Genomic DNA, 18,744 nt, shown 5'->3' on the forward strand with positions numbered 1-18,744 from the left:
TGCCAGAACGGCGTCTCGACCGCGAGGCGCGAGAACAGCAGCGCGCCGACGACCATGAGCATCGTCCCGATGACGGGGAACACCTTGTACCGGCCGGTGCGCGCGGTCGTCTGACCGGCGCCGACGGCAAGCCGATCCTGCTCGTGCAGCCCGAGGCCGGGACCGTCGTGGCCCTGTCCGCGATCTGCACCCACCAGGGCTGCACGGTCGTCGCCGACGGCGACGAGCTCAGCTGCCCCTGCCACGGCTCGGTGTTCGACCTGACCGGCAAGAACGTGTCCGGCCCGGCGCCCGAGCCCCTGCCCCCTGTCGAGGTGCACGTCGCCGACGGCGCCGTGCTGCCCGGGAAGGCGTGACGTCATGACCGCTCCCACCACCGGCACCCCGCGCACCGCCGCGCGACGTCGTCCCATCGCTCTGGGCCTGCGCGTCGTGCTGGCCGTGTGCGTGGTCGCGTCCGCCGTCGTCCACCTGATCCTGTGGAACGACGGCATGAAGAACGTCGACGTCGTCGGTCAGGCGTTCCTGCTCAACGGCGTCGCCGGGCTCGCTCTCGGGGTGCTGCTGCTCGTGTGGCGGTCGGTGTGGCCGCTGCTGGGCGCGATCGCGTTCGGCGCCGCGACGCTCGGGGCGTTCGTCGTCGCGACGACCGTCGGACTGTTCGGGGTGCGCTCCCGCTGGGAGGGCACCAACGAGTGGATCTCCGCGATCACCGAGGCGCTGGCGATCGTCCTGGGGGTCGTCGCGATCATCGTCGAGCGCCGCCTGGTCGCCGCCGCGGCGCAGCCGACCGCCTGACGCCTGAGCGGGACAACGGCCCGCCGCGCGTCGGCGGGTGGCACGGAGGGTCCGTCGTCCCCGTCGGACACGCCTTCCGCACGGCGGGCCGTCCGACGGCGCACCCCGGAGGGCCGGCGTCGCATCGGCGTGGTGGGCCCGAGCGCGGGCGCCGTCAGCCCCAGACGAGACCCTGGGCCGGGTCCGCGAGGACGGACGCGACGTCGGCGAGCACCCGCGCGCCGAGCTCGCCGTCCACGAGCCGGTGGTCGAACGACAGCGCGAGCTGTGTGACGTGGCGCGGCTTGACCTTGCCCTTGTGCACCCACGGCTGCAGCCGGATCGCGCCGAACGCGAGGATGGCCGCCTCGCCCGGGTTGAGGATCGGCGTGCCCGTGTCGATGCCGAAGACGCCGACGTTGGTGATCGTGATGGTCCCGTCGGCCATGTCCGACGGCGACGTGCGACCCGCCCGCGCGGTCGCGGTCAGCTCGCCGAGCCCGCGCGCGAGCTCGAGCAGGCTCAGGCGGTGCGCGTCCTTGACGTTCGGGACGACGAGCCCGCGCGGGGTCGCGGCCGCGATGCCGAGGTTGATGTAGTGCTTGTAGACGATCTCCTGCGCGGCGTCGTCCCACGACGCGTTGATCTCGGGGTGGCGGCGCACCGCGAGCATGAGCGCCTTCGCCGCGATCAGCAGCGGCGTGACGCGCACGTCGGCGAACTCCTTGTCCGCACGGAGCCGCTCGACGAGCCGCATCGTGCGCGTGACGTCGACCGTGTGGAAGACCGTGACGTGCGGCGCGGTGAACGCGCTGGTCACCATCGCCTCCGCGGTGCGCTTGCGCACGGACTTCACGGGGACGCGCGTCTGGCGGCCGTCGGGCGAGACGGTGCCGCTCGCGAGCCACGGCTTGTCGTCGCCGGGGTAGGTCGCGAGCGTGCGCGCCTCGGCCTGCGCGGCGTGCGCGAGGACGTCCTCGCGCGTGACGATCCCGCCGGGGCCGGTCGGCGTCACGGAGTCGAGGTCGACGCCGAGCTCGCGCGCGAGCTTGCGGACCGGCGGCTTGGCGAGCGCGTGGGCCGCCGCCCGGGGTGCCGCCGACGCGGCCTGGCCGGGGACACCGCCCGCGGCGGTCGCGGTCGCGCCCGCTGTGCCCGCCGACGGCGCGCCGCCGCGGGGACGGCGCGTGGCGCCGGGGTCCGCGAGCCCGTACCCCACGAGCACGGCCTGACGACCCTCACCGGCCGCGTCCGTCCCGCCCGCGGACGTCGTCGCGCCACCGGCCGACGTCACCGCGGGAGCACTGCCGGACGTGCCGGTCGTCCCGCCGCCGGTCGCACCGCTGGTCAGCCCGGCCGAGGTCCGCTCGGCGGGTGTGCCACCGAGACCCGCCGCCGCGCGCGACGCGGTCGCGTCGCCGCTGCGCCGGCCCGCCGTGCGGCTCCCGGGTGCGGTCGTGCCCCTGTCGAGACCGGCGGCGTGCTCCTCGTGCGCCTGCACCTGTGCCGTTCGTCGCGCCGCCTCGGCCTGCTCGCGCACCGCCGCGACCTCGTCGGCACCGCCCGGCTCGACGCCCGCGTGCCGGTCGCCGCCGCCGCGGTGCCCGTGCTCGATCGCCCCGCCGTGCCCGGTCGCGGGCGCGGGCGCCTCGCCGGTCGGGTCGGTGTCGATCTCGATGATCGGGGTGCCGACGTCCACCGTCTGCCCCGGCTCGACGAGGATCGCCGAGACGATGCCCGTCCACGGGCTGGGCAGGTCGACGAGCGACTTCGCCGTCTCGATCTCGACGATCGTCTGGTTGACCTCGACGGCGTCCCCGACCGCCACGTGCCACGCGACGATCTCGGCCTCGGTCAGGCCCTCGCCCGCGTCGGGCAGCGGGAACTGCTGGTAGGTCGGCACGTGCGGGTCCTCCTCGGACGGGGGCGGTCGGCGAGCGGGTCGGGTGAGCCCGCGCCGCCGCGTCAGGGGTGGCGACGCAGCGGCGCGGGCAGAGCCGTCAGAACGCGAGTGCGCGCTCGACGGCGTCCAGGACCCGGTCGAGACCGGGCAGGTAGTCGTGCTCGACCTTCGCGACCGGGTACGGCGCGTGGAACCCGCCGACGCGCAGCACCGGCGCCTGCAGGTGGTAGAAGCACTCCTCGGTGATGCGGGCCGCGACCTCGCCGCCCGTCCCGTACAGCACGGGGGCCTCGTGCACGACGACGCAGCGGCCCGTGCGGCGGACCGACTCGGCGACGGTCGCGGTGTCGAGCGGCGACAGCGCGCGCAGGTCGACGACCTCGATGCTCGTGCCCTCGGCGGCGGCGGCCTCGGCGGCCTTGAGCGCGGTCTGCACGGTCGGCCCGTACGCGACGACGGTCACGTCGGCGCCGGCGCGCACGACGCGCGCCTTGTCGAGCAGCGGGCCGTCCGCGGGCGCGTCCAGGTCGACGTCGCCCTTCTCCCAGTAGCGGCCCTTGGGCTCGAAGAAGATCACCGGGTCGGGCGACGTGATCGACTGCTGGATCATCCGGTACGCCTCGACCGGGCTGGACGGGCTGACGACGCGCAGTCCTGCGGTGTGCGCGAACAGCACCTCGGGCGACTCGGAGTGGTGCTCGACCGCGCCGATGCCGCCGCCGTACGGGATGCGGATGACGACGGGCAGCGTCAGGCGGCCCTGCGAGCGGTAGTGCATCTTCGACAGCTGCGTCGTGATCTGGTCGAACGCCGGGAAGACGAACCCGTCGAACTGGATCTCGCACACCGGGCGGTAGCCGCGCAGCGCGAGGCCGATCGCGGTGCCGACGATCCCCGACTCCGCCAGCGGGGTGTCGACGACGCGGTCCTCGCCGAAGTCCTTCTGCAGCCCGTCCGTCACGCGGAAGACGCCGCCGAGCTTGCCGATGTCCTCGCCCATGAGCAGCACGCGCGGGTCGCTCTCGAGCGCGCGCCGCAGGCCCAGGTTGATGGCCTTCGCGAACGTCAGACGCTGCGTGCCGCGGGTGCCGGCGTCCGCCGCGCGCACCTCCGTCGTGGTCGTGCTCACCGGTGGCTCCCTTCCCGCGACTGGCCGGCGTCCGTGAACGACGCCTCGTACCGCTCGAACCAGGCCCGCTCACCCTCGACGACCGAGTGCGGCGTGGCGTAGACGTGCTCGAACATCGAGGCCGACGACGGTCGACCCATCGCCCGCACCTCGGTGCGGATGCGCTCGCCGAGGGCGTCGGCCTCGTCGGCGACCTGCTCGACGAACTCCGCCGACAGCTCGCCGAGCTCCTCGAGGTGCAGCCGCAGGCGGTCGATCGGGTCCCGGCGGCGCCAGTACTCCTCCTCCGCGCTGGTGCGGTAGCGCGTCGGGTCGTCCGACGTGGTGTGCGCGCCCATGCGGTAGGTGAACGCCTCGATGAACGTCGGGCCACCGCCGGTGCGCGCGCGCTCGAGCGCCTGCTGCGTCACCGCGTAGGTGGCGAGGACGTCGTTGCCGTCGACACGCACCGACGGGACGCCGAACCCGGGACCGCGGTCGGCGAGCGGGACACGCGCCTGCTTGGTCGTCGGCTCGGAGATCGCCCACTGGTTGTTCTGGCAGAAGAACACGACGGGCGCGTTGTTCACGGCCGCGAACACGAGCGCCTCGTTGACGTCGCCCTGCGACGTCGCGCCGTCGCCGAAGTAGACGACGACCGCCGCGTCCCGCTCCGGGTCGCCCGTGCCGACGAGGCCGTCGCGCTGGAGCCCCATCGCGTAACCCGTCGCGTGGAGGGTGTGCGAGCCGATGACGAGCGTGTACAGGTGGAAGCCGTGCGCGACCGGGTCCCAGCCACCGTGGTCGATCCCGCGGAACAGCCGGAGCACCTGCGCGAGGTCGACGCCGCGGACGTGCGCGACGCCGTGCTCGCGGTAGCTCGGGAAGACGTGGTCATGCGGCGTCATCGCGTGCGCGGAGCCGATCTGCGCGGCCTCCTGGCCCAGTCCCTGCGCGAACAACGCGAGCTCGCCCTGACGCTGCAGCGACGTGGCCTCGGTGTCGAAGCGGCGCACGAGCACCATGTCGCGGTACAGCGCGCGCAGGCCGTCGGCGTCGAGGTGCGCGACGCGGGCGTCGAGGTCGGGGTGCGGGACGCGCTCACCCGTGGGAGTCAGCAGCTGGACGAGACCGTCGTCGGTCGGCGGGCTGGTCTGGCTCACGCGGTTCTCCTTCGCGCCGGCGGCGGTGGCCGCTCGTGGTCGGGCAGTCCGGGTCGTTGGCTCGAACCTACGTCAGCGTAGGCTACGGATGCGTAGGTTGCCCGCGAACCCGACGAACAAGGCTCGTCCGGACGCGTTGTGGAGCCCCTACAGAGCCCCCTTCCCGGTTTTCAGCCGCTCGCATCCCCCAGAACCCGCCGTGACCAGCCGATGACAGTGGTGAGGCGGTGAGCGCCACCGCGGGAAGGGGCCCGACGATGCGCGACGACGAGACCGGCACGACCGGCGGCACCACCACGCCGCCGCCCTCCTCCCCCGCGGCCACGGCCGCGCACGACCTCGGCGCTCCGACAGCCGCGCACACGCCGTCCGCGCACACACCCTCCCCGCACACGACGCCCGAGCGCACGCCAGCCGGCCACGTCGTCTCCGAGCACGACGTCCGGCTCGCCCTGCACGCCCTCGAGCTCGAGGACCGCGCGCTCACCGTGCACCGGGCGACGGCCTTCCTCACCGCGCTGGGAGTCACGGTCACGCACGCGCCGCTCCCGGCGACGCCGTGGTCGGCCGACCCCGCTGCCACGACACCGGCTGAGGCGGACGCCACTTCCGCCGACGTCCGCGACGGGGACCACAGCCGTTCCGAGCGCACGTCGGGTCCGGTCTCCCGCGTGACGGTGCGCATCCCGGCGGGTGAGAGCGAGGACGACTCGGTCGAGGGCGACATCGCGAACCTCATGGAGGTGCTCGCGCACCTTCAGGACCGCCTGCCCACGCCGACACCCGAGGAGCTCCGCAGCCGACCCCGCGTCGCCCTGCCGCATGCGCAGCCGGCGCGCCCCACCGTCCGCGCCTCGGTCCGCCGCCGCTCCATCGCCTGACACGCTCCGCCGTCCCCGCCTGCGTGCGCGCACGTTCCGACGTCCCGACAGCGCGCTCGCACGTCTCCAACGTCGCGCCTGCTCGCCCTCACCCCGCCGGGACCCGCTCGCCCTCGCCCGGCCGGGATGCGCTGCTCGCCCTGACCTGCTCGGATCGGCGCGCTCGCTCCTTCCCGACCGTCGTTCCGCCTGCGTGCCGTCCCCCTGACCGGCCCGTCGCCGTCGGGCGGCCCTCGACCCGGTGGCATGCTGGGGCCGTGAGCCGAGTCCCGCTGCGCAAGGCCCTCGCCGACCTCCCGCCGTACGTCCCCGGGGCTCGAGTCCCGGTCGGTGCGGCGGCGTACAAGCTGTCGTCGAACGAGAACCCGTACCCGCCGCTGCCGTCGGTCGTCGCGGCGATCGCGGACGCGGCCGTCGACGTCAACCGGTACCCCGACATGTACGCGACCGAGCTGGTCGAGGCGATCGCGACGTCGCTCGGTGTCGCTCCGGAGAACGTCGTCACGGGCTGCGGCTCGGTCGCGGCCCTCGGTCACGTGCTCACCGCGGTGTGCGAGCCGGGCGACGAGGTCGTCTTCCCGTGGCGGTCGTTCGAGGCGTACCCGATCGCGGTCTCGCTCGCCGGGGCGGACGGCGTGCGCGTCCCGGTCGGCGCGGACGGGCGGCTCGACCTCGAGGCGATGGCCAAGGCCGTGACCCCGCGGACCAAGGCCGTGCTGGTGTGCACGCCCAACAACCCGACGGGTCCCGCGGTGCACGCGGACGAGCTCGCGGGCTTCCTCGCCGCCGTCCCGTCGCACGTGCTCGTGGTCGTCGACGAGGCGTACGTCGAGTTCGTGCGCGACGAGCGCGCCGCCGACGGCCTCACCGTGTTCGCCGAGCACCCCAACGTCGTCCTCCTGCGCACGTTCTCGAAGGCCTACGGCCTGGCGGGTCTGCGGGTCGGCTTCGCGGTGGCCCGCCCTCGCCTGGCCGCGGGCATCCGCGCGGCGTCGACGCCGTTCGGGGTCTCGCACGTCGCGCAGCTCGCTGCTCTCGCGTCCCTGCGGGCCCGTGACGAGCTGCTGCACCGCGTCGACGCGATCGTCGTCGAGCGGGCCCGCATGCTCGCGGGGCTGCGGGCCCAGGGCTGGACCGTCCCCGACTCGCAGGCGAACTTCGTCTGGCTGCCGCTGGGCGACCACGCGTCGTCGTTCGCGGAGCGCTGCGCGCGCGCCGGCGTGCTGGTCCGTCCGTTCGCAGGCGACGGCGTCCGCGTGAGCGTCGGCGAACCGGAGGCGACGGACCTGTTCCTCGAGGTCGCGGCGGACGCACACCGCCGCTGAGCCCCGCTCGGCGGCCGGCGGCCGCAGGCCGGCACCACCGCCACGCTCGGCACAGCCGTCGCCGCCACCGCCGCGGTGAGCCGCGCCAGGCGACGCGGTCCGGCGACTCGCCCTCGGTCGACGCGCCACCGGGAGAGGGCGCACCCGGAGGGACGCGCCGCCCGGAGGGGGCGCACACGGGTGGGCGCCGATGGCAGGATCGACGCATGTCGTTCGTGGTGAGGGTGCTGATCAACGGCGTCGCGATCTGGTTCGCGACCCTCGTCCTGTCGGGCCTGACGATCGTCGGCGCCGACTCCAACCTCGAGCAGGCGGGCATCATCCTGCTCATCGCGCTCGTCTTCGGGATCGTCAACGCGGTGGTGAAGCCGATCGTCGCGTTCCTGTCGATCCCGCTGTACATCCTGACGCTCGGCCTGTTCACGCTGGTGGTGAACGCCCTGATGCTGATGCTCACCGCGTGGATCACGGAGCAGACGAGCTGGGGCCTGCGCATCGACAACTTCGGCACCGCCGTGCTCGGGGCGCTGATCATCTCCATCGTGAGCTTCGTCCTCTCGGTCATCATCCCGGGCGACAGGGACTGAGCCCCAGGCGTCGCGGGTCCTGCGGTCCCCGGCACCACGGCCCCGGCGGTCGTGGGTCCCTCGGGCGCCGCGGCCCGGCGCGCCACGGGCGGTGCTGGCACCGGCACCTTCGACGCGGCCGGCGTCACCGGGATCTCCCCGGCGGCGCTGTCAGCGGGCCGCCCTGCGCCAGCCGGTCGGGGCGCGGCAGCCCGGTGATCTGGTCGGTCGCGACCACGTCCGGGTCGCGCGTGGCGACGAACTGCTGGGTCGTGGCGGTGGTGCCGGGTGGTCCCAGCACGGTCTGGGCGGCTCGCGCGAAGTCGCGGAGCTGGGGGTCGTCGAGCTCGGCGTCGACCGCCTCGGTCAGGCGCACGTAGCGGGCGACGCTGTGCGCCTCGACGAGGTTCCGCACCGGCGGCGCTCCCGCCGCCTCGGCCTCGCCGCTGACGACGCGGACGTTCGACGTCCCGCGATCGGGCCGCCCGTCGCTCTGCGGGGCGATGTCCCCGCTGTCGCGGACGTGCAGCACCTGCACTCCCGGAGGCATCGGTCCGCGCGGGATGTCGGGCGAGCCCACCGTCAGGACGGCGGCGATCCGGTAGGTGCCCGCGAGCGCCGAGGCGACGCTGGTCGCGACCATGCCGCCCTGGCTGTGGCCGGCGAGCATCACGGGGTCGTCCTCCCGGATGCCCGCGAGCCGCATCGCCTCGATCACGGCCGGCGTCATCGACTCCGGCAGATCCCCCTCGAGGCGCGCATCGGTCCCGACGTCCATCGGGTTGACCCCGTTCAGTCCCGGCGACTGCGTCCCTGGGACGGCGACGACCCACGACACGGAACCGTCCGGCTTCTGGAGCCGCTGGATCGTGATCGTGCCGTCCGGCGTCCCGGGCACGGCCGCCACCGACCCGTCGCGATAGCTGCGCCCGACGTTCGCGACGACCATGGCCAGGTCCCGAGGCGCCGGGAGCTGCGCGGCCCCCACCCGCGGGACGACGACGGTGGGGCTCGGCTCCGGGAGGAGCCACGCGAGCTGCCGGACGAGCAGCGGCACGCGCAGGTCCGGCGGGATGCGCGCAGCCCGGGGCCCGAGGAGCGTCGTCGCGAGCCCGAGGGTCAGCAGCTCCGCCCGCCCGTCCGCCACGAGCACCGCGGCGAGCCGCTGGAGCGTCCGCACGCGTTGCCGCACCACGTCGTCGGCGCGGCCCGCCGGCACCGCCCACACGGCGCGCAGGACCGTCTCGAGGGCGCCGGCCCGCAGCGCGACCGACGCGGCGCCCGCGGTGGCGAGGCCGAGCAGCGGACGGGCCAGCGGGAGCGTCGGGAACAGTGCGTCGAGCATCGGCTCGCCTCCGACGACGACGCGCATCAGCCGGTGCACGCCGGACTCGGCCGAGTCGTAGGTGACGACTGCGGCACGGACGCAACGACCGATCGCCCGCGCCTCGTGCGCACAGCGGCCGGGCGACGCCGATCCCTCGCGCGCGGAGTGCAGCGCGGCGGACGCGGCCCTGCCGTCCTCGGTCACCAGTGCGGGGCGAGCGGCGTCCACCGCGACCGCGAGCGCCCGGTCGGCCACGTCGAGGTGGTCGGCGACTCGGTCGAGCAGCGTCACCGCGCGCTCCATCTCCGCGGTGTCGACCACGTCCGGGTGACCGCCCCCGACGATCGTCAGCCCGCCGTCGCTCACCAGGTGCCGCCCACGAGACCACCCGCGGGCCGGGTCGTCGCGGTCGCGTCGGCCGTGCTCGCCGACCGCTCGGCGACCTCGATCGCGTCGGCGGTGCGCCGTAGCCGGGCGTCGAGGTCCTCGAGCGCGAGCAGGTACCGCGCGACCGTCGGCGACCGCCACTCGACGCGCCGCGCGGCGAGCACGAGCCGGCGCGCCTCGTCGACGTGGAGGCGCGCCGTGCGGGCGTGAGGGGCGATCGCGCTGGCCATGACGGGACGCTAGGAGTGCGGGCGGGGGCCGCGACGAGCACCCGTCGGCACCAGTGGACACGGCTGCGCAGGTCCGGGCTGTGGACGGCTCGACGCGAGCGGAGACCGTCGCCACCTCGACACCGGCCCCGCACCCGCCGGCACCCCGTCGGGACCCGCGAGGCGACCGCCATCCCCGTCGGACCACCGGGTTACCGTGCGCACGTGCCCCACCGCCTCCCCGCGCCGCTCGGCGTGCTCGCCGTCGTCGTCGGGTCGCTCCTGTTCGCCGTCAACGGCACGGTCGCCAAGCTCGCGATGCAGGCCGGTCTCAGCCCGACCCGGCTGGTCGAGATCCGGTGCGTCGGGTCCGCCGTCGTGCTCGTCGCCGCCGTCCTCGTCGTCGGCGCCCGGCGGCTGCGGCTGCGGGACCGACGCGAGCTGGTGTCCCTCGCGGTCCTCGGCGTCGTCGGGGTCGCACTGGTCCAGTGGCTCTACCTGACGGCGATCTCCCGGCTCCCCGTCGGCATCGCGCTGCTCATCGAGTACACGGCTCCGCTGCTCGTCGCCCTGTGGGCGCGGTTCGTGCTCCAGGAGGCCGTGCACCGACGCGTGTGGTGGGCGCTCGTCGCGTGCCTCGGTGGGCTCGCGCTCGTCGCCCAGGTCGGCGAGGGCGTCGTGCTCGACGCGCTGGGCCTGCTCGCCGCGGCCGGTGCGGCCGTCTCGCTCGCGGCCTACTACCTCCTCGGCGACAAGCTCCTCACGACGCGCGACCCCCTCTCGACGCACGCGTGGACCATGGCGTTCGCCGCCCTGTTCTGGGTCGTGCTGCAGCCCGTGTGGAGCTACCCGTACGGGATGCTCGACGACGCGGTCGACGTGCCCGGCACGGTGGCGCCGCCGCTGTGGCTGCTCGTCGCCTGGATCGTCGTCCTGGGCACCGTCGTCCCGTACCTGCTGTTCCTGGTGGGCATCCGGTCCCTCGGCCCGGCGCGCGCCGGCCTGCTCGGCATGGTCGAACCGGTCGCCGCGTCGGCGTCGGCCTGGGTGTTCCTCGGCGAGGCGATGACGGCGGTCCAGCTCGTCGGCGGCGCCGTGGTCCTGGGCGGGGTCGTGCACGCCGAGACGGCCCGTCAGCGGCGCACCGACACCGAGCCCACGGCCGTCCTGCCCGACACCGTCGCACCCTGACGCGGCACGCCGCCCGGACCGAGCGCGACGCGGTCGCTCACCGACGGGTCGCGGCGTCGGCCTGCAGCCGCTCCTGCGCCCGTGCGACGGCACGCTGCACCTCGAGCGCGGGACGCGCGTGCACGACCGCGAACGCGACGAGCTGCAACGGGAAGCTCCGCCGGAACACCTCCGCGCGTGCGGCGGTCGCGCGGTCGGCGACCTCCGGCAGGAGCGACCAGCCGTGCCACGACACGAGCGCTGCGACGTCCTCGGCGGGGTCGTCCCACGACGTGAGGTCCCAGTCGAGGACACCGCTGACCCGCCCGCCGGCCCACAGGACGTTGCTGCCCGCGAGGTCGCCGTGGTTGACGGCGCGGTCGGCGGCGGGCAGACCCGCGAGCGCGTCGACGCGCGCGACAGCCTCCTCGCGCGCGGCCCCGTCCAGCCGTGGCACGACCTCCTCGCGCAGGACGGTCTCCCACGCGTCGCCTCCGGCGAAGTGCCGCGCCGGCGCGAGGTGGGGACGCAGCGGCGCGACGTCGATGCCGTGCACCGCGTCCAGCAGACGTCGGAGCTGGACCGGGTCACCGTCTCCCGCGGGGTGGGGCTCGCCGCGCAGCCGGCGGACCGGCACGGCGACGTACCCGTCCACCTCGACCGCGTCACCCGCGGACCGTGGCACCGCGAACGGCAGCGGCGGCAGCTCGTCGACCAGCGCCTGAGCCCGTCGCATCGACTCCGAGTCCGCGGGCTGGCGCGCGACGCGCACGACGACGTCGTCCCGCACGAGGACCAGGGCGCTCGACCCCGACTCGACCCACCTCCCGCTGGACGCCCGGCGGACGCCTGCGGAGCGCAGCGCGGCTGCCACGAGGGTGTCGACGAGGTCGCCCGGCGGCCGGACGAACCCCGTCTCGACCCGCACGTCACCCGCCACGCCGAGCACCCTACGGCGTGGCGGACAGGGCGACCGCGGCCTGCGGCGCTCTGGGATGATGGCCGCATGTCCTCCCCCGACGTCACCGCCCCGTCCGCGCGCGTCCGTCTGGCCGACGCGTCCCCCGCGATCGCGCTCGGCCCGCTCGACGGCCGGTACCGCGCGGCGGTCGCCCCGCTGGTGGACCACCTGTCGGAGGCGGCGCTCAACCGCGAGCGGGTGCACGTCGAGGTCGAGTGGCTGATCCACCTGACCCGGCACGCCGTGGTGCCGGGCGCGCCGACGCTGTCCGCGGCGGAGGAGCAGTACCTGCGCGACGTCGTGACGACGTTCGGCGCGGCGGAGGTCGCGGAGCTCGCGGAGATCGAGCGCGTGACGGTGCACGACGTGAAGGCGGTCGAGTACTTCCTCAAGAAGCGCCTCGCCGACGCCCCCGCCGCGCTCGGCGACGACACGGTCCTGCCCGGCGTGAGCGAGCTCGTGCACTTCGGCTGCACGAGCGAGGACGTCAACAACCTCTCGTACGCGCTGATGGTGCGGGGTGCGGTGCAGGACGTGTGGCTGCCGGCGGCGACGGCGCTGGCGGACGAGGTCGCGGCCCTCGCGCACGAGCACAAGGACCAGCCGCTGCTGGCGCTGACGCACGGGCAGCCCGCGACGCCGACGACGCTCGGCAAGGAGCTCGCGGTGCTCGCGCACCGGCTGCGGCGGCAGCTGCGGCGCATCGCGTCGGACGAGTACCTGGGCAAGATCAACGGCGCGACGGGCACGTTCGGCGCGCACGTCGTCGCGGTGCCGGGCGCGAACTGGCCGATCGTGAGCCGGACGTTCGTCGAGCACCTCGGCCTGACGTGGAACCCGCTGACGACGCAGATCGAGTCGCACGACTGGCAGGCGGAGCTGTACGCGGACGTCGCGCGCTTCAACCGCGTGCTCCACAACCTCGCGACGGACGTGTGGACGTACATCTCGCGCGGGGTGTTCATCCAGATCCCCGTGGCGGGTGCGACGGGTTCGTCGACGATGCCGCACAAGGTGAACCCGATCCGGTTCGAGAACGCCGAGGCGAACCTCGAGATCTCGTCGGCGCTGCTGGACACGCTCGCGTCGACGCTGGTCACGAGCCGCCTGCAGCGGGACCTCACGGACTCGACGACGCAGCGGAACATCGGCCCGGCGTTCGGGCACTCGCTGCTCGCGATCGACAACGTGCGGCGCGGCCTGCGGGCGCTCGACGTGGACGGGGACCTGCTGGCGCGCGAGCTCGACGAGAACTGGGAGGTCCTCGGCGAGCCGGTGCAGTCGGCGATGCGCGCCGCGTCCGTCGCGGGCGTGACGGGCATGGAGAACCCGTACGAGCGCCTCAAGGAGCTCACGCGCGGGCGCCGGCTGACGGCCGACGACATGCGCGAGTTCATCGGCGGCCTCGGGCTGCCCGACGACGTGGCGGCTCGCCTGCAGGCGCTGTCGCCGGCCTCGTACACAGGGCTCGCGTCGGAGCTGGTCGCGTACCTCGACCACTGAGGGCCTCGGCCGCGCGGGCCGCGCCTGCGTCCACGCGGTCGACCGGCGGGCCCGACCGGGACCGACGTCCCCCTCCGGCCGACGGCCTCGGCGCGATCGTGGGAGACGCATGACGCAGCCACCGTCGCGCCGTTCGAGTGAATCGGACAGATCCGGCGAATCGTCCGACGACGGCCGTTCGCGCGGCCGTTCGACGCGCCATCGACGAGAGCGCTTCCAACGGAGCCGCAGGTCCATGCGTCTGTAACGTTTCGACGCTCTCGCACCGGGCCCGAGTCGGGTCGAACCGCTTCGACCGGGAACGCTCTCAAGGGGTCTGACCTGCGGAAGCACACTGCTGGCACACGGACGGGTGACGCGATCTGGACAGGTGCCCGTGAAGCGCTGCACAATCGTGCACCGATCCGTCCTGTTCCTCCGGTTCCTCCCTCTTCCCGGCAAGGATGCCCACCGTGACCCTCATGCAGAAGGCGATCACACCAGCGCTCAGCCGCGCGATCCTGACCGCCGGGCACGACCGTGTGGCCGGCTACGTGGTACGCGCCGAGGACGTCGGCTTCGCGACCACCCCGGCACAGCTCTTCGAGGTGCACGGCCTGGGGTACGAGGGGTCGCCGTTCAGCCCCTGGGACCGGTCGATCGACATCCTGCGGTTCGAGTCCTCGCCGCAGCTCCAGTACCGCGACGTCCCCGGCTACATCCTCCCGCTGTGGTGGCTCCGGCACTCCCGCATCCCCCCGGGCGCCGAGCTCATCCGCGTGTACGACGACGGCACCGCGACGCTGCTCGCCCGGTACGGCGACGTCGGGACGGGCTGGACGGTCACGCAGCTCGGCGCTCGACGCCCGGCCCTGGCATCGCTCTCGCGTTGCGTCGGCCCCGTCGCCAAGTGGCACGGCGCGTACCTCGAGGCCGACGTCGTCGACGGCGGCCACACGGTCGTCCTCGCGCTCGCCAACCCGCCGCTCGCGGAGACCGGCTTCCACCAGGCGCCCTCGGGCCGCTGGTACCGCCGGGTCGCCCGCGAGGACGTCACCGAGCTGTTCGAGCTCGACCTGACCGCGCGGTGGAACGGCCTGTCGGTCCGGGTCGTCGACCAGTGGCAGGACGCGCAGCGGTACGTCGTCGCGCGGATCTCGCACCTCGGCGACGACATCGAGCGGGCCGAGCGCCTGCACCTCGAGCGCGTCGAGGCCGGGGTGTACGAGGGCATCGTCTACGCCGCCGAGCTCACCGACATCCAGACCAACCAGGTCGTCCCGCACACCTGGGCTCCCGGGCCCGCCGCGCAGCGCCACACGGTGGCGTACTGACGACCGCATGGACCGAGGGAGCGGCGATCCCCCCGCTGTGATCCCTCTCGAACGCGTGCCGGGCCTGGCCCTCCCCCCCGTCCAGGCCCGGCACGCACTATGTCCGGGGCCCGCACCTCGTTGACACGTGCCGACGCTCGGCGTCCGTCCGCCGCGCGCTGCGAGCCCGGCTCGCGAGCCCCGAGCCAGCAGGAACCGCGTCCTGACGAGAACCGACTCGCCGACGCTCCGGGGCGTCGGGGCGTCGAGGCGCCGACCGGACGCGCGGCCGGCGTCAGCGCCCCGCGGACGCCCCCACGGCGAACGCCGCCGACGACCTGAGCCCCGAGCCCGGGACGTCGGGCACCTCGATCGCCGCGAGCTCCGCGAGCGCCGCGGCGTACGCGACCGCGTCACCCGCGCGAGCCGCCTCGCGGGCCCGGACGGTCGGCCCGTGCAGCGTCGAGCGGGTGCGGCGCCGCAGGGAGCGCTCGGCCCGCTCGTCGCGCGCGGACTCGGGCAACGCGGCGAGCGCCGCCTCGAGCCCGCCGAGCACGCGCGTGCGCTGCGCGACGACGGCCGGGTTCCACTCGCGCACGCGCTGGTCGGCCTCGTACGCGTCGGCGGCGGACACGACGATCTGCCGCGCCGACTGGACGGCCGCGTGCTCCGCGGGCGCGTGCTCGGCGACCGTGTGCAGCGTGACGAGCCGGACACCGGGCAGGTGCCGGACGCCCGGGTCGACGTCGTGCCGCAGGGCGAGGTCGACGACCGTCAGCGGGCGCGCGTCGCGGTGCGCACGGGCGTCGGCGAGCGCGTCGACCTGGAGGACCGCACCGGCGGCTCCGCTGCACGCGACGACGAGGTCGACGCCGCCGAGCTCGGCGGCCAGGTCCGCGCCCGCCGGCAGCGCCCGGACCCCGCGCGCCGACGCGAACTGCCCGGCACGGCCGCTGGGTGAGTAGACGCGGATGTCGGTGCAGCCACGGGCCTTGAGCGCGGCCAGCGACGCGCCGGCGTACGACCCGGTGCCGACGAGCACGCACGACACCTCGGACCACGGCACGAGCCCGCGCTCGGCGATGTCGAGCGCGACGCCGACGACGGACCGCCCGGCGGCGCCCAGACCGGTCTCGGCCTCGACGGCCCGGGACACGCGCGACGCGGCCTGGAACAGCGACTCGAGGGAGGACGTCGTGGTCCCGTCGCGGCGGGCGGTGGTGAGCGCGCGACGGACCTGCCCGGCGATCTCGCGCTCGCCGACGACCATCGACTCGAGCCCGCTCGCGACGGCGAACAGGTGCTCGCCCGCGGCGGCGCCGGTCAGCGGGCGCAGGTGCGTGAGGACCTCGTCCGGGTCGTAGCCGGAGCGCGCGGCGACGGCCTGCGACGCGGCGGCGAGCGCGGCGGGCGTCTGGTCGACGTCGCCGACCTCCAGGTACAGCTCGAACCGGTTGCACGTCGCGAGAACGACGGCACCGGTGACGGGGGTGGACGCGCGCACGAGCTCGCGACCCACGGCGTGCACGTCCGACGAGAGACGCTCCAGCACGGGGAGGTCGAGGTCGTGGTGACTGGCGACCAGGGACAGCAGCACCACGCCTCCGATTCAATCATCCCGACATTTGTCGGGCACAATCGAGGGGTGCCTCTTCCCGTCACACATCCCCTCGCCGACGGCCGCACCGCGCATTCTCCGCTGGTGCGCGCATATTCCGGCGAGCGCCCGTCGCGGCGCCCCGTGTGGTTCATGCGGCAGGCGGGTCGCTCGCTGCCCGAGTACCGGGCGCTGCGCGCCGGGACGGCGATGCTCGACGCGTGCCTCGACCCGGAGATGGCGAGCGAGATCACGCTCCAGCCGGTGCGGCGGCACGACGTCGACGCGGCGATCTTCTTCTCGGACATCGTGGTGCCGCTGCGGCTCGCGGGCGTCGACGTCGAGATCAAGCCCGGCGTCGGGCCCGTCATGGGGGCACCGGTGCGCACGGCGGCGGACGTCGCGGCGCTGCGCGACCTCGGCCCGCTCACGCCCGAGCGTCTGGCACCGGTCAGCGAGGGTGTCGCGCGGACCGTCGCGGCCCTCGGCAGCACGCCGCTCATCGGCTTCGCGGGCGCGCCGTTCACGCTCGCCGCGTACCTCGTCGAGGGCGGGCCGTCGCGCGACCACCTCGCGGCGCGCACGCTCATGCACGCGGACCCGGAGACGTGGCGGGACCTGACGTCCTGGGCGGCGGAGGTGACGGGCGCGTTCCTGCGGGCGCAGGTGCTCGCGGGCGCGAGCGCGGCGCAGCTCTTCGACTCGTGGGCGGGCTCGCTGGGCCTCGCCGACTACACCGCGCACGTCGCGCCCGCGTCGACCCAGGCGCTGGCCGCGGTCGCGGACCTCGACGTCCGCCGCGTGCACTTCGGCACCGGCACGAGCGAGCTGCTGGTCGCGATGCGCGACGTCGGCGCGGACGTCGTGGGCGTCGACTACCGGCTGCCGCTCGACGAGGCGAACCGCCGCCTGGGCGGCCGCACGCCGCTGCAGGGCAACATCGACCCCGCGCTCCTCGGGGCGCCGTGGCCGGTGCTCGAGGCGCACGTGCGCGACGTCGTGGCGCGCGGCGAGCAGGCGCCCGGGCACGTCGTGAACCTGGGCCACGGCGTCCCGCCGGACACCGACCCCGACGTCCTGACCCGCCTGGTCGCGCTCGTCCACGGGCTGTGACCGCGGGCGGTCCGACCTGGGACGCGGTCGTCGTCGGGGGAGGCGTCGCCGGGCTCGTCGCCGCACGGGACCTGGCCGCGGCGGGGCTGCGGACGGTCGTCCTCGACGCCGACGCGGAGCCGGGTGGCGCCGTGCGCGGGCACACGGTCGCGGGCCTGCGGCTCGACGCGGGTGCGGAGTCGTTCGCGACGCGCGGCGGGACGGTCGCCGCCTACCTCGGCGAGCTCGGGCTGCGCGACCGCGTGTGCCTGCCCGCCTCGCACGGGTCGTGGGTGCACCTGCCGTCGGGCGACGGACCGCTGCCCCGGGCCGGGCTGCTCGGGATCCCGTCGGAGCCGTTCGCGGCGGACGTCCGCCGCACGATCGGCCTGGTCGGAGCGTTGCGCGCGTCGCTCGACCGCGTCCTGCCCGCCCGGGTCGGCGCGGCGGCGCCGTCGCTCGGTGCGCTCGTCCGGGCGCGGCTCGGGGCGCGCGTCCTCGACCGGCTCGTGCGGCCGGTCGTCGCCGGTGTGCACGCGTCCGACCCCGACGACCTCGACGTCGGCGCGGTGTCGCCCGGACTACCCGCCGCGCTCCGGGAGTCGCGCTCCCTGACGCGTGCGGTGCGGACCCTGCGCGCGTCGGCGCCCGCGGGATCCGCGGTGCAGGGCATCGAGGGCGGGCTGCACGTGCTCGTCGACACGCTCGTCGCCGACCTGCGGGCGCAGGGGGTCGAGGTCCGGACCGGCACCCGTGCGCGCCGGCTGCGGCCCGACCCGGCGGAGGCGGTCGCCTACGACGTGGAGCTGGGCGAGGGCACGGCGCTGCGCACCCGACGGGTCGTGCTCGCCTCGCCGGCCGCCGCCGACCTGCTCGCGGAGCACGCCCCGGGCGGGTCGCTGCCGTCGCTCGACGCGGGCGCGGTGGTCACGCTCGTCACGCTCGTCGTGGACGCCCCGGCGCTCGACGGCGCCCCGCGCGGGACCGGCGTGCTGGTGGCGCGCGAGGCGTCGGACGTCACCGCGAAGGCGCTCACGCACGCGACCGCGAAGTGGCCGTGGCTCGCGCGGACCGTCCCGGCCGGGCGGCACGTGGTGCGTCTGTCCTACGGCAGGGCGGGCGACGCCGACCGGGTCCCGGACGACGAGGACGCGCTCGTCGACCTGGGTCTGCGGGACGCGTCGGTGCTGCTCGGGGCCCGCCTCGACCGGTCCGTCCTGGTCGGCAGCGCCGTGGTGCGCTGGACGCAGGCGCTCCCGCGGCCGAGCGCGGCGCACCGGGAGGCGGTCGCGCAGGTGCGCGCGACGGCCGCCGCGCTGCCCGGGGTCGCGGTGTGCGGGGCGTGGACCGCAGGCAACGGTCTCGCGTCGGTGATCCCGGACGCCCGCGCGGCCGCGTCGGCCCTCGTCGGCTGACCCCGATCGCCGCGCGACCGGGCGCCTCGGCCCGCCGGCGCACGCACGGCCCGCCCGCCGACCGCCGC

The 18,744-nt window shown here is 75.3% G+C and carries 18 protein-coding genes; 10 read left to right on the forward strand and 8 right to left on the reverse strand.

Features of this window, described 5'->3' with window-relative positions; genetic code table 11:
• On the reverse strand, nt 1-245 hold a 245-nt coding region (locus OMK64_RS18170), incomplete at its 3' end, for a hypothetical protein (protein WP_272729785.1).
• Here OMK64_RS18170 and OMK64_RS21145 point away from each other — a divergent pair.
• Nucleotides 168-356 (forward strand): QcrA and Rieske domain-containing protein, encoded by a 189-nt coding sequence (locus tag OMK64_RS21145; RefSeq protein WP_272729768.1) that lies wholly within the window; start codon nt 168-170, stop codon nt 354-356. The genes OMK64_RS18170 and OMK64_RS21145 overlap by 78 nt on opposite strands.
• 4 nt (nt 357-360) lie before the next feature.
• A complete protein-coding gene (locus tag OMK64_RS18180; protein ID WP_272729769.1) occupies nt 361-798 on the forward strand; it encodes a hypothetical protein in 438 nt (145 codons plus the stop codon).
• Between the two features lie 154 nt (nt 799-952).
• Here the strand turns inward: OMK64_RS18180 and OMK64_RS18185 are convergent, their stop codons facing one another.
• The 3 genes from OMK64_RS18185 to pdhA all read right to left on the reverse strand — a co-directional run bounded on the left by OMK64_RS18185 (nt 953) and on the right by pdhA (nt 4,951).
• A complete protein-coding gene (locus OMK64_RS18185) occupies nt 953-2,680 on the reverse strand; it encodes a dihydrolipoamide acetyltransferase family protein (protein ID WP_272729770.1) in 1,728 nt (575 codons plus the stop codon).
• Between the two features lie 97 nt (nt 2,681-2,777).
• The gene (locus OMK64_RS18190; RefSeq protein ID WP_272729771.1) at nt 2,778-3,809 is read right to left on the reverse strand and encodes an alpha-ketoacid dehydrogenase subunit beta; all 1,032 of its coding nucleotides are present in this window, start codon (nt 3,807-3,809) and stop codon (nt 2,778-2,780) included.
• A complete protein-coding gene (pdhA, locus tag OMK64_RS18195; protein WP_272729772.1) occupies nt 3,806-4,951 on the reverse strand; it encodes a pyruvate dehydrogenase (acetyl-transferring) E1 component subunit alpha in 1,146 nt (381 codons plus the stop codon). Before pdhA ends, OMK64_RS18190 begins: the two co-directional genes overlap by 4 nt.
• A 257-nt stretch (nt 4,952-5,208) precedes the next feature.
• Between pdhA and OMK64_RS18200 the strand changes: the two genes are divergently transcribed.
• The 3 genes from OMK64_RS18200 (at nt 5,209) to OMK64_RS18210 (ending at nt 7,744) form a co-directional block, all read left to right on the forward strand.
• On the forward strand, nt 5,209-5,832 hold the full coding sequence (locus OMK64_RS18200) for a hypothetical protein (RefSeq protein WP_272729773.1): 624 nt from the start codon (nt 5,209-5,211) through the stop codon (nt 5,830-5,832).
• Between the two features lie 257 nt (nt 5,833-6,089).
• The gene (gene hisC, locus OMK64_RS18205) at nt 6,090-7,157 is read left to right on the forward strand and encodes a histidinol-phosphate transaminase (protein ID WP_272729774.1); all 1,068 of its coding nucleotides are present in this window, start codon (nt 6,090-6,092) and stop codon (nt 7,155-7,157) included.
• 206 nt (nt 7,158-7,363) lie between these two features.
• Entirely contained in the window at nt 7,364-7,744 is a 381-nt protein-coding gene (locus tag OMK64_RS18210; protein WP_272729775.1) for a phage holin family protein, read from the forward strand.
• Between the two features lie 124 nt (nt 7,745-7,868).
• On the opposite strand, the gene OMK64_RS18215 is transcribed toward OMK64_RS18210, so the two are convergent.
• Both OMK64_RS18215 and OMK64_RS18220 read right to left on the reverse strand, forming a co-directional pair.
• Nucleotides 7,869-9,416: a lipase family protein gene (locus tag OMK64_RS18215; RefSeq protein WP_272729776.1), complete on the reverse strand. Its 1,548-nt coding sequence runs from the start codon at nt 9,414-9,416 to the stop codon at nt 7,869-7,871.
• Nucleotides 9,413-9,667, reverse strand: a complete 255-nt coding sequence (locus OMK64_RS18220; RefSeq protein ID WP_272729777.1) for a hypothetical protein — start codon at nt 9,665-9,667, stop codon at nt 9,413-9,415. The genes OMK64_RS18215 and OMK64_RS18220 overlap by 4 nt, the downstream gene beginning before the upstream one ends.
• 204 nt (nt 9,668-9,871) lie before the next feature.
• Between OMK64_RS18220 and OMK64_RS18225 the strand changes: the two genes are divergently transcribed.
• A complete protein-coding gene (locus OMK64_RS18225; RefSeq protein WP_272729778.1) occupies nt 9,872-10,837 on the forward strand; it encodes an EamA family transporter in 966 nt (321 codons plus the stop codon).
• A 37-nt stretch (nt 10,838-10,874) separates the two neighbouring features.
• Here OMK64_RS18225 and OMK64_RS18230 read toward each other — a convergent pair whose 3' ends face one another.
• Nucleotides 10,875-11,756, reverse strand: coding sequence for a phosphotransferase family protein (locus OMK64_RS18230; RefSeq protein WP_272729779.1), 882 nt, complete (start codon nt 11,754-11,756; stop codon nt 10,875-10,877).
• 66 nt (nt 11,757-11,822) lie between these two features.
• Here OMK64_RS18230 and purB point away from each other — a divergent pair, with 66 nt between their 5' ends.
• Nucleotides 11,823-13,280 carry an adenylosuccinate lyase gene (gene purB, locus OMK64_RS18235; RefSeq protein WP_272729780.1) on the forward strand — a complete coding sequence of 486 codons (1,458 nt, stop codon included), beginning with the start codon at nt 11,823-11,825 and terminating at the stop codon, nt 13,278-13,280.
• Nucleotides 13,281-13,741: 461 nt separating this feature from the next.
• Nucleotides 13,742-14,593 carry a UCP033725 family protein gene (locus OMK64_RS18240; RefSeq protein ID WP_272729784.1) on the forward strand — a complete coding sequence of 284 codons (852 nt, stop codon included), beginning with the start codon at nt 13,742-13,744 and terminating at the stop codon, nt 14,591-14,593.
• A gap of 274 nt (nt 14,594-14,867) precedes the next feature.
• On the opposite strand, the gene OMK64_RS18245 is transcribed toward OMK64_RS18240, so the two are convergent.
• The gene (locus OMK64_RS18245) at nt 14,868-16,172 is read right to left on the reverse strand and encodes a glutamyl-tRNA reductase (protein WP_272729781.1); all 1,305 of its coding nucleotides are present in this window, start codon (nt 16,170-16,172) and stop codon (nt 14,868-14,870) included.
• A gap of 45 nt (nt 16,173-16,217) precedes the next feature.
• Here OMK64_RS18245 and hemE point away from each other — a divergent pair, with 45 nt between their 5' ends.
• Together hemE and hemG are read left to right on the forward strand one after the other, a co-directional pair.
• Nucleotides 16,218-17,282, forward strand: a complete 1,065-nt coding sequence (gene hemE / locus OMK64_RS18250) for a uroporphyrinogen decarboxylase (RefSeq protein WP_272729782.1) — start codon at nt 16,218-16,220, stop codon at nt 17,280-17,282.
• Nucleotides 17,279-18,676, forward strand: coding sequence for a protoporphyrinogen oxidase (gene hemG / locus OMK64_RS18255; RefSeq protein WP_272729783.1), 1,398 nt, complete (start codon nt 17,279-17,281; stop codon nt 18,674-18,676). The genes hemE and hemG overlap by 4 nt, the downstream gene beginning before the upstream one ends.
• Nucleotides 18,677-18,744 lie beyond the last annotated feature (68 nt).

The sequence above is a fragment of the Cellulomonas fimi genome, from assembly GCF_028527925.1.
In the GTDB taxonomy this organism is placed as follows: domain Bacteria; phylum Actinomycetota; class Actinomycetes; order Actinomycetales; family Cellulomonadaceae; genus Cellulomonas; species Cellulomonas fimi_C.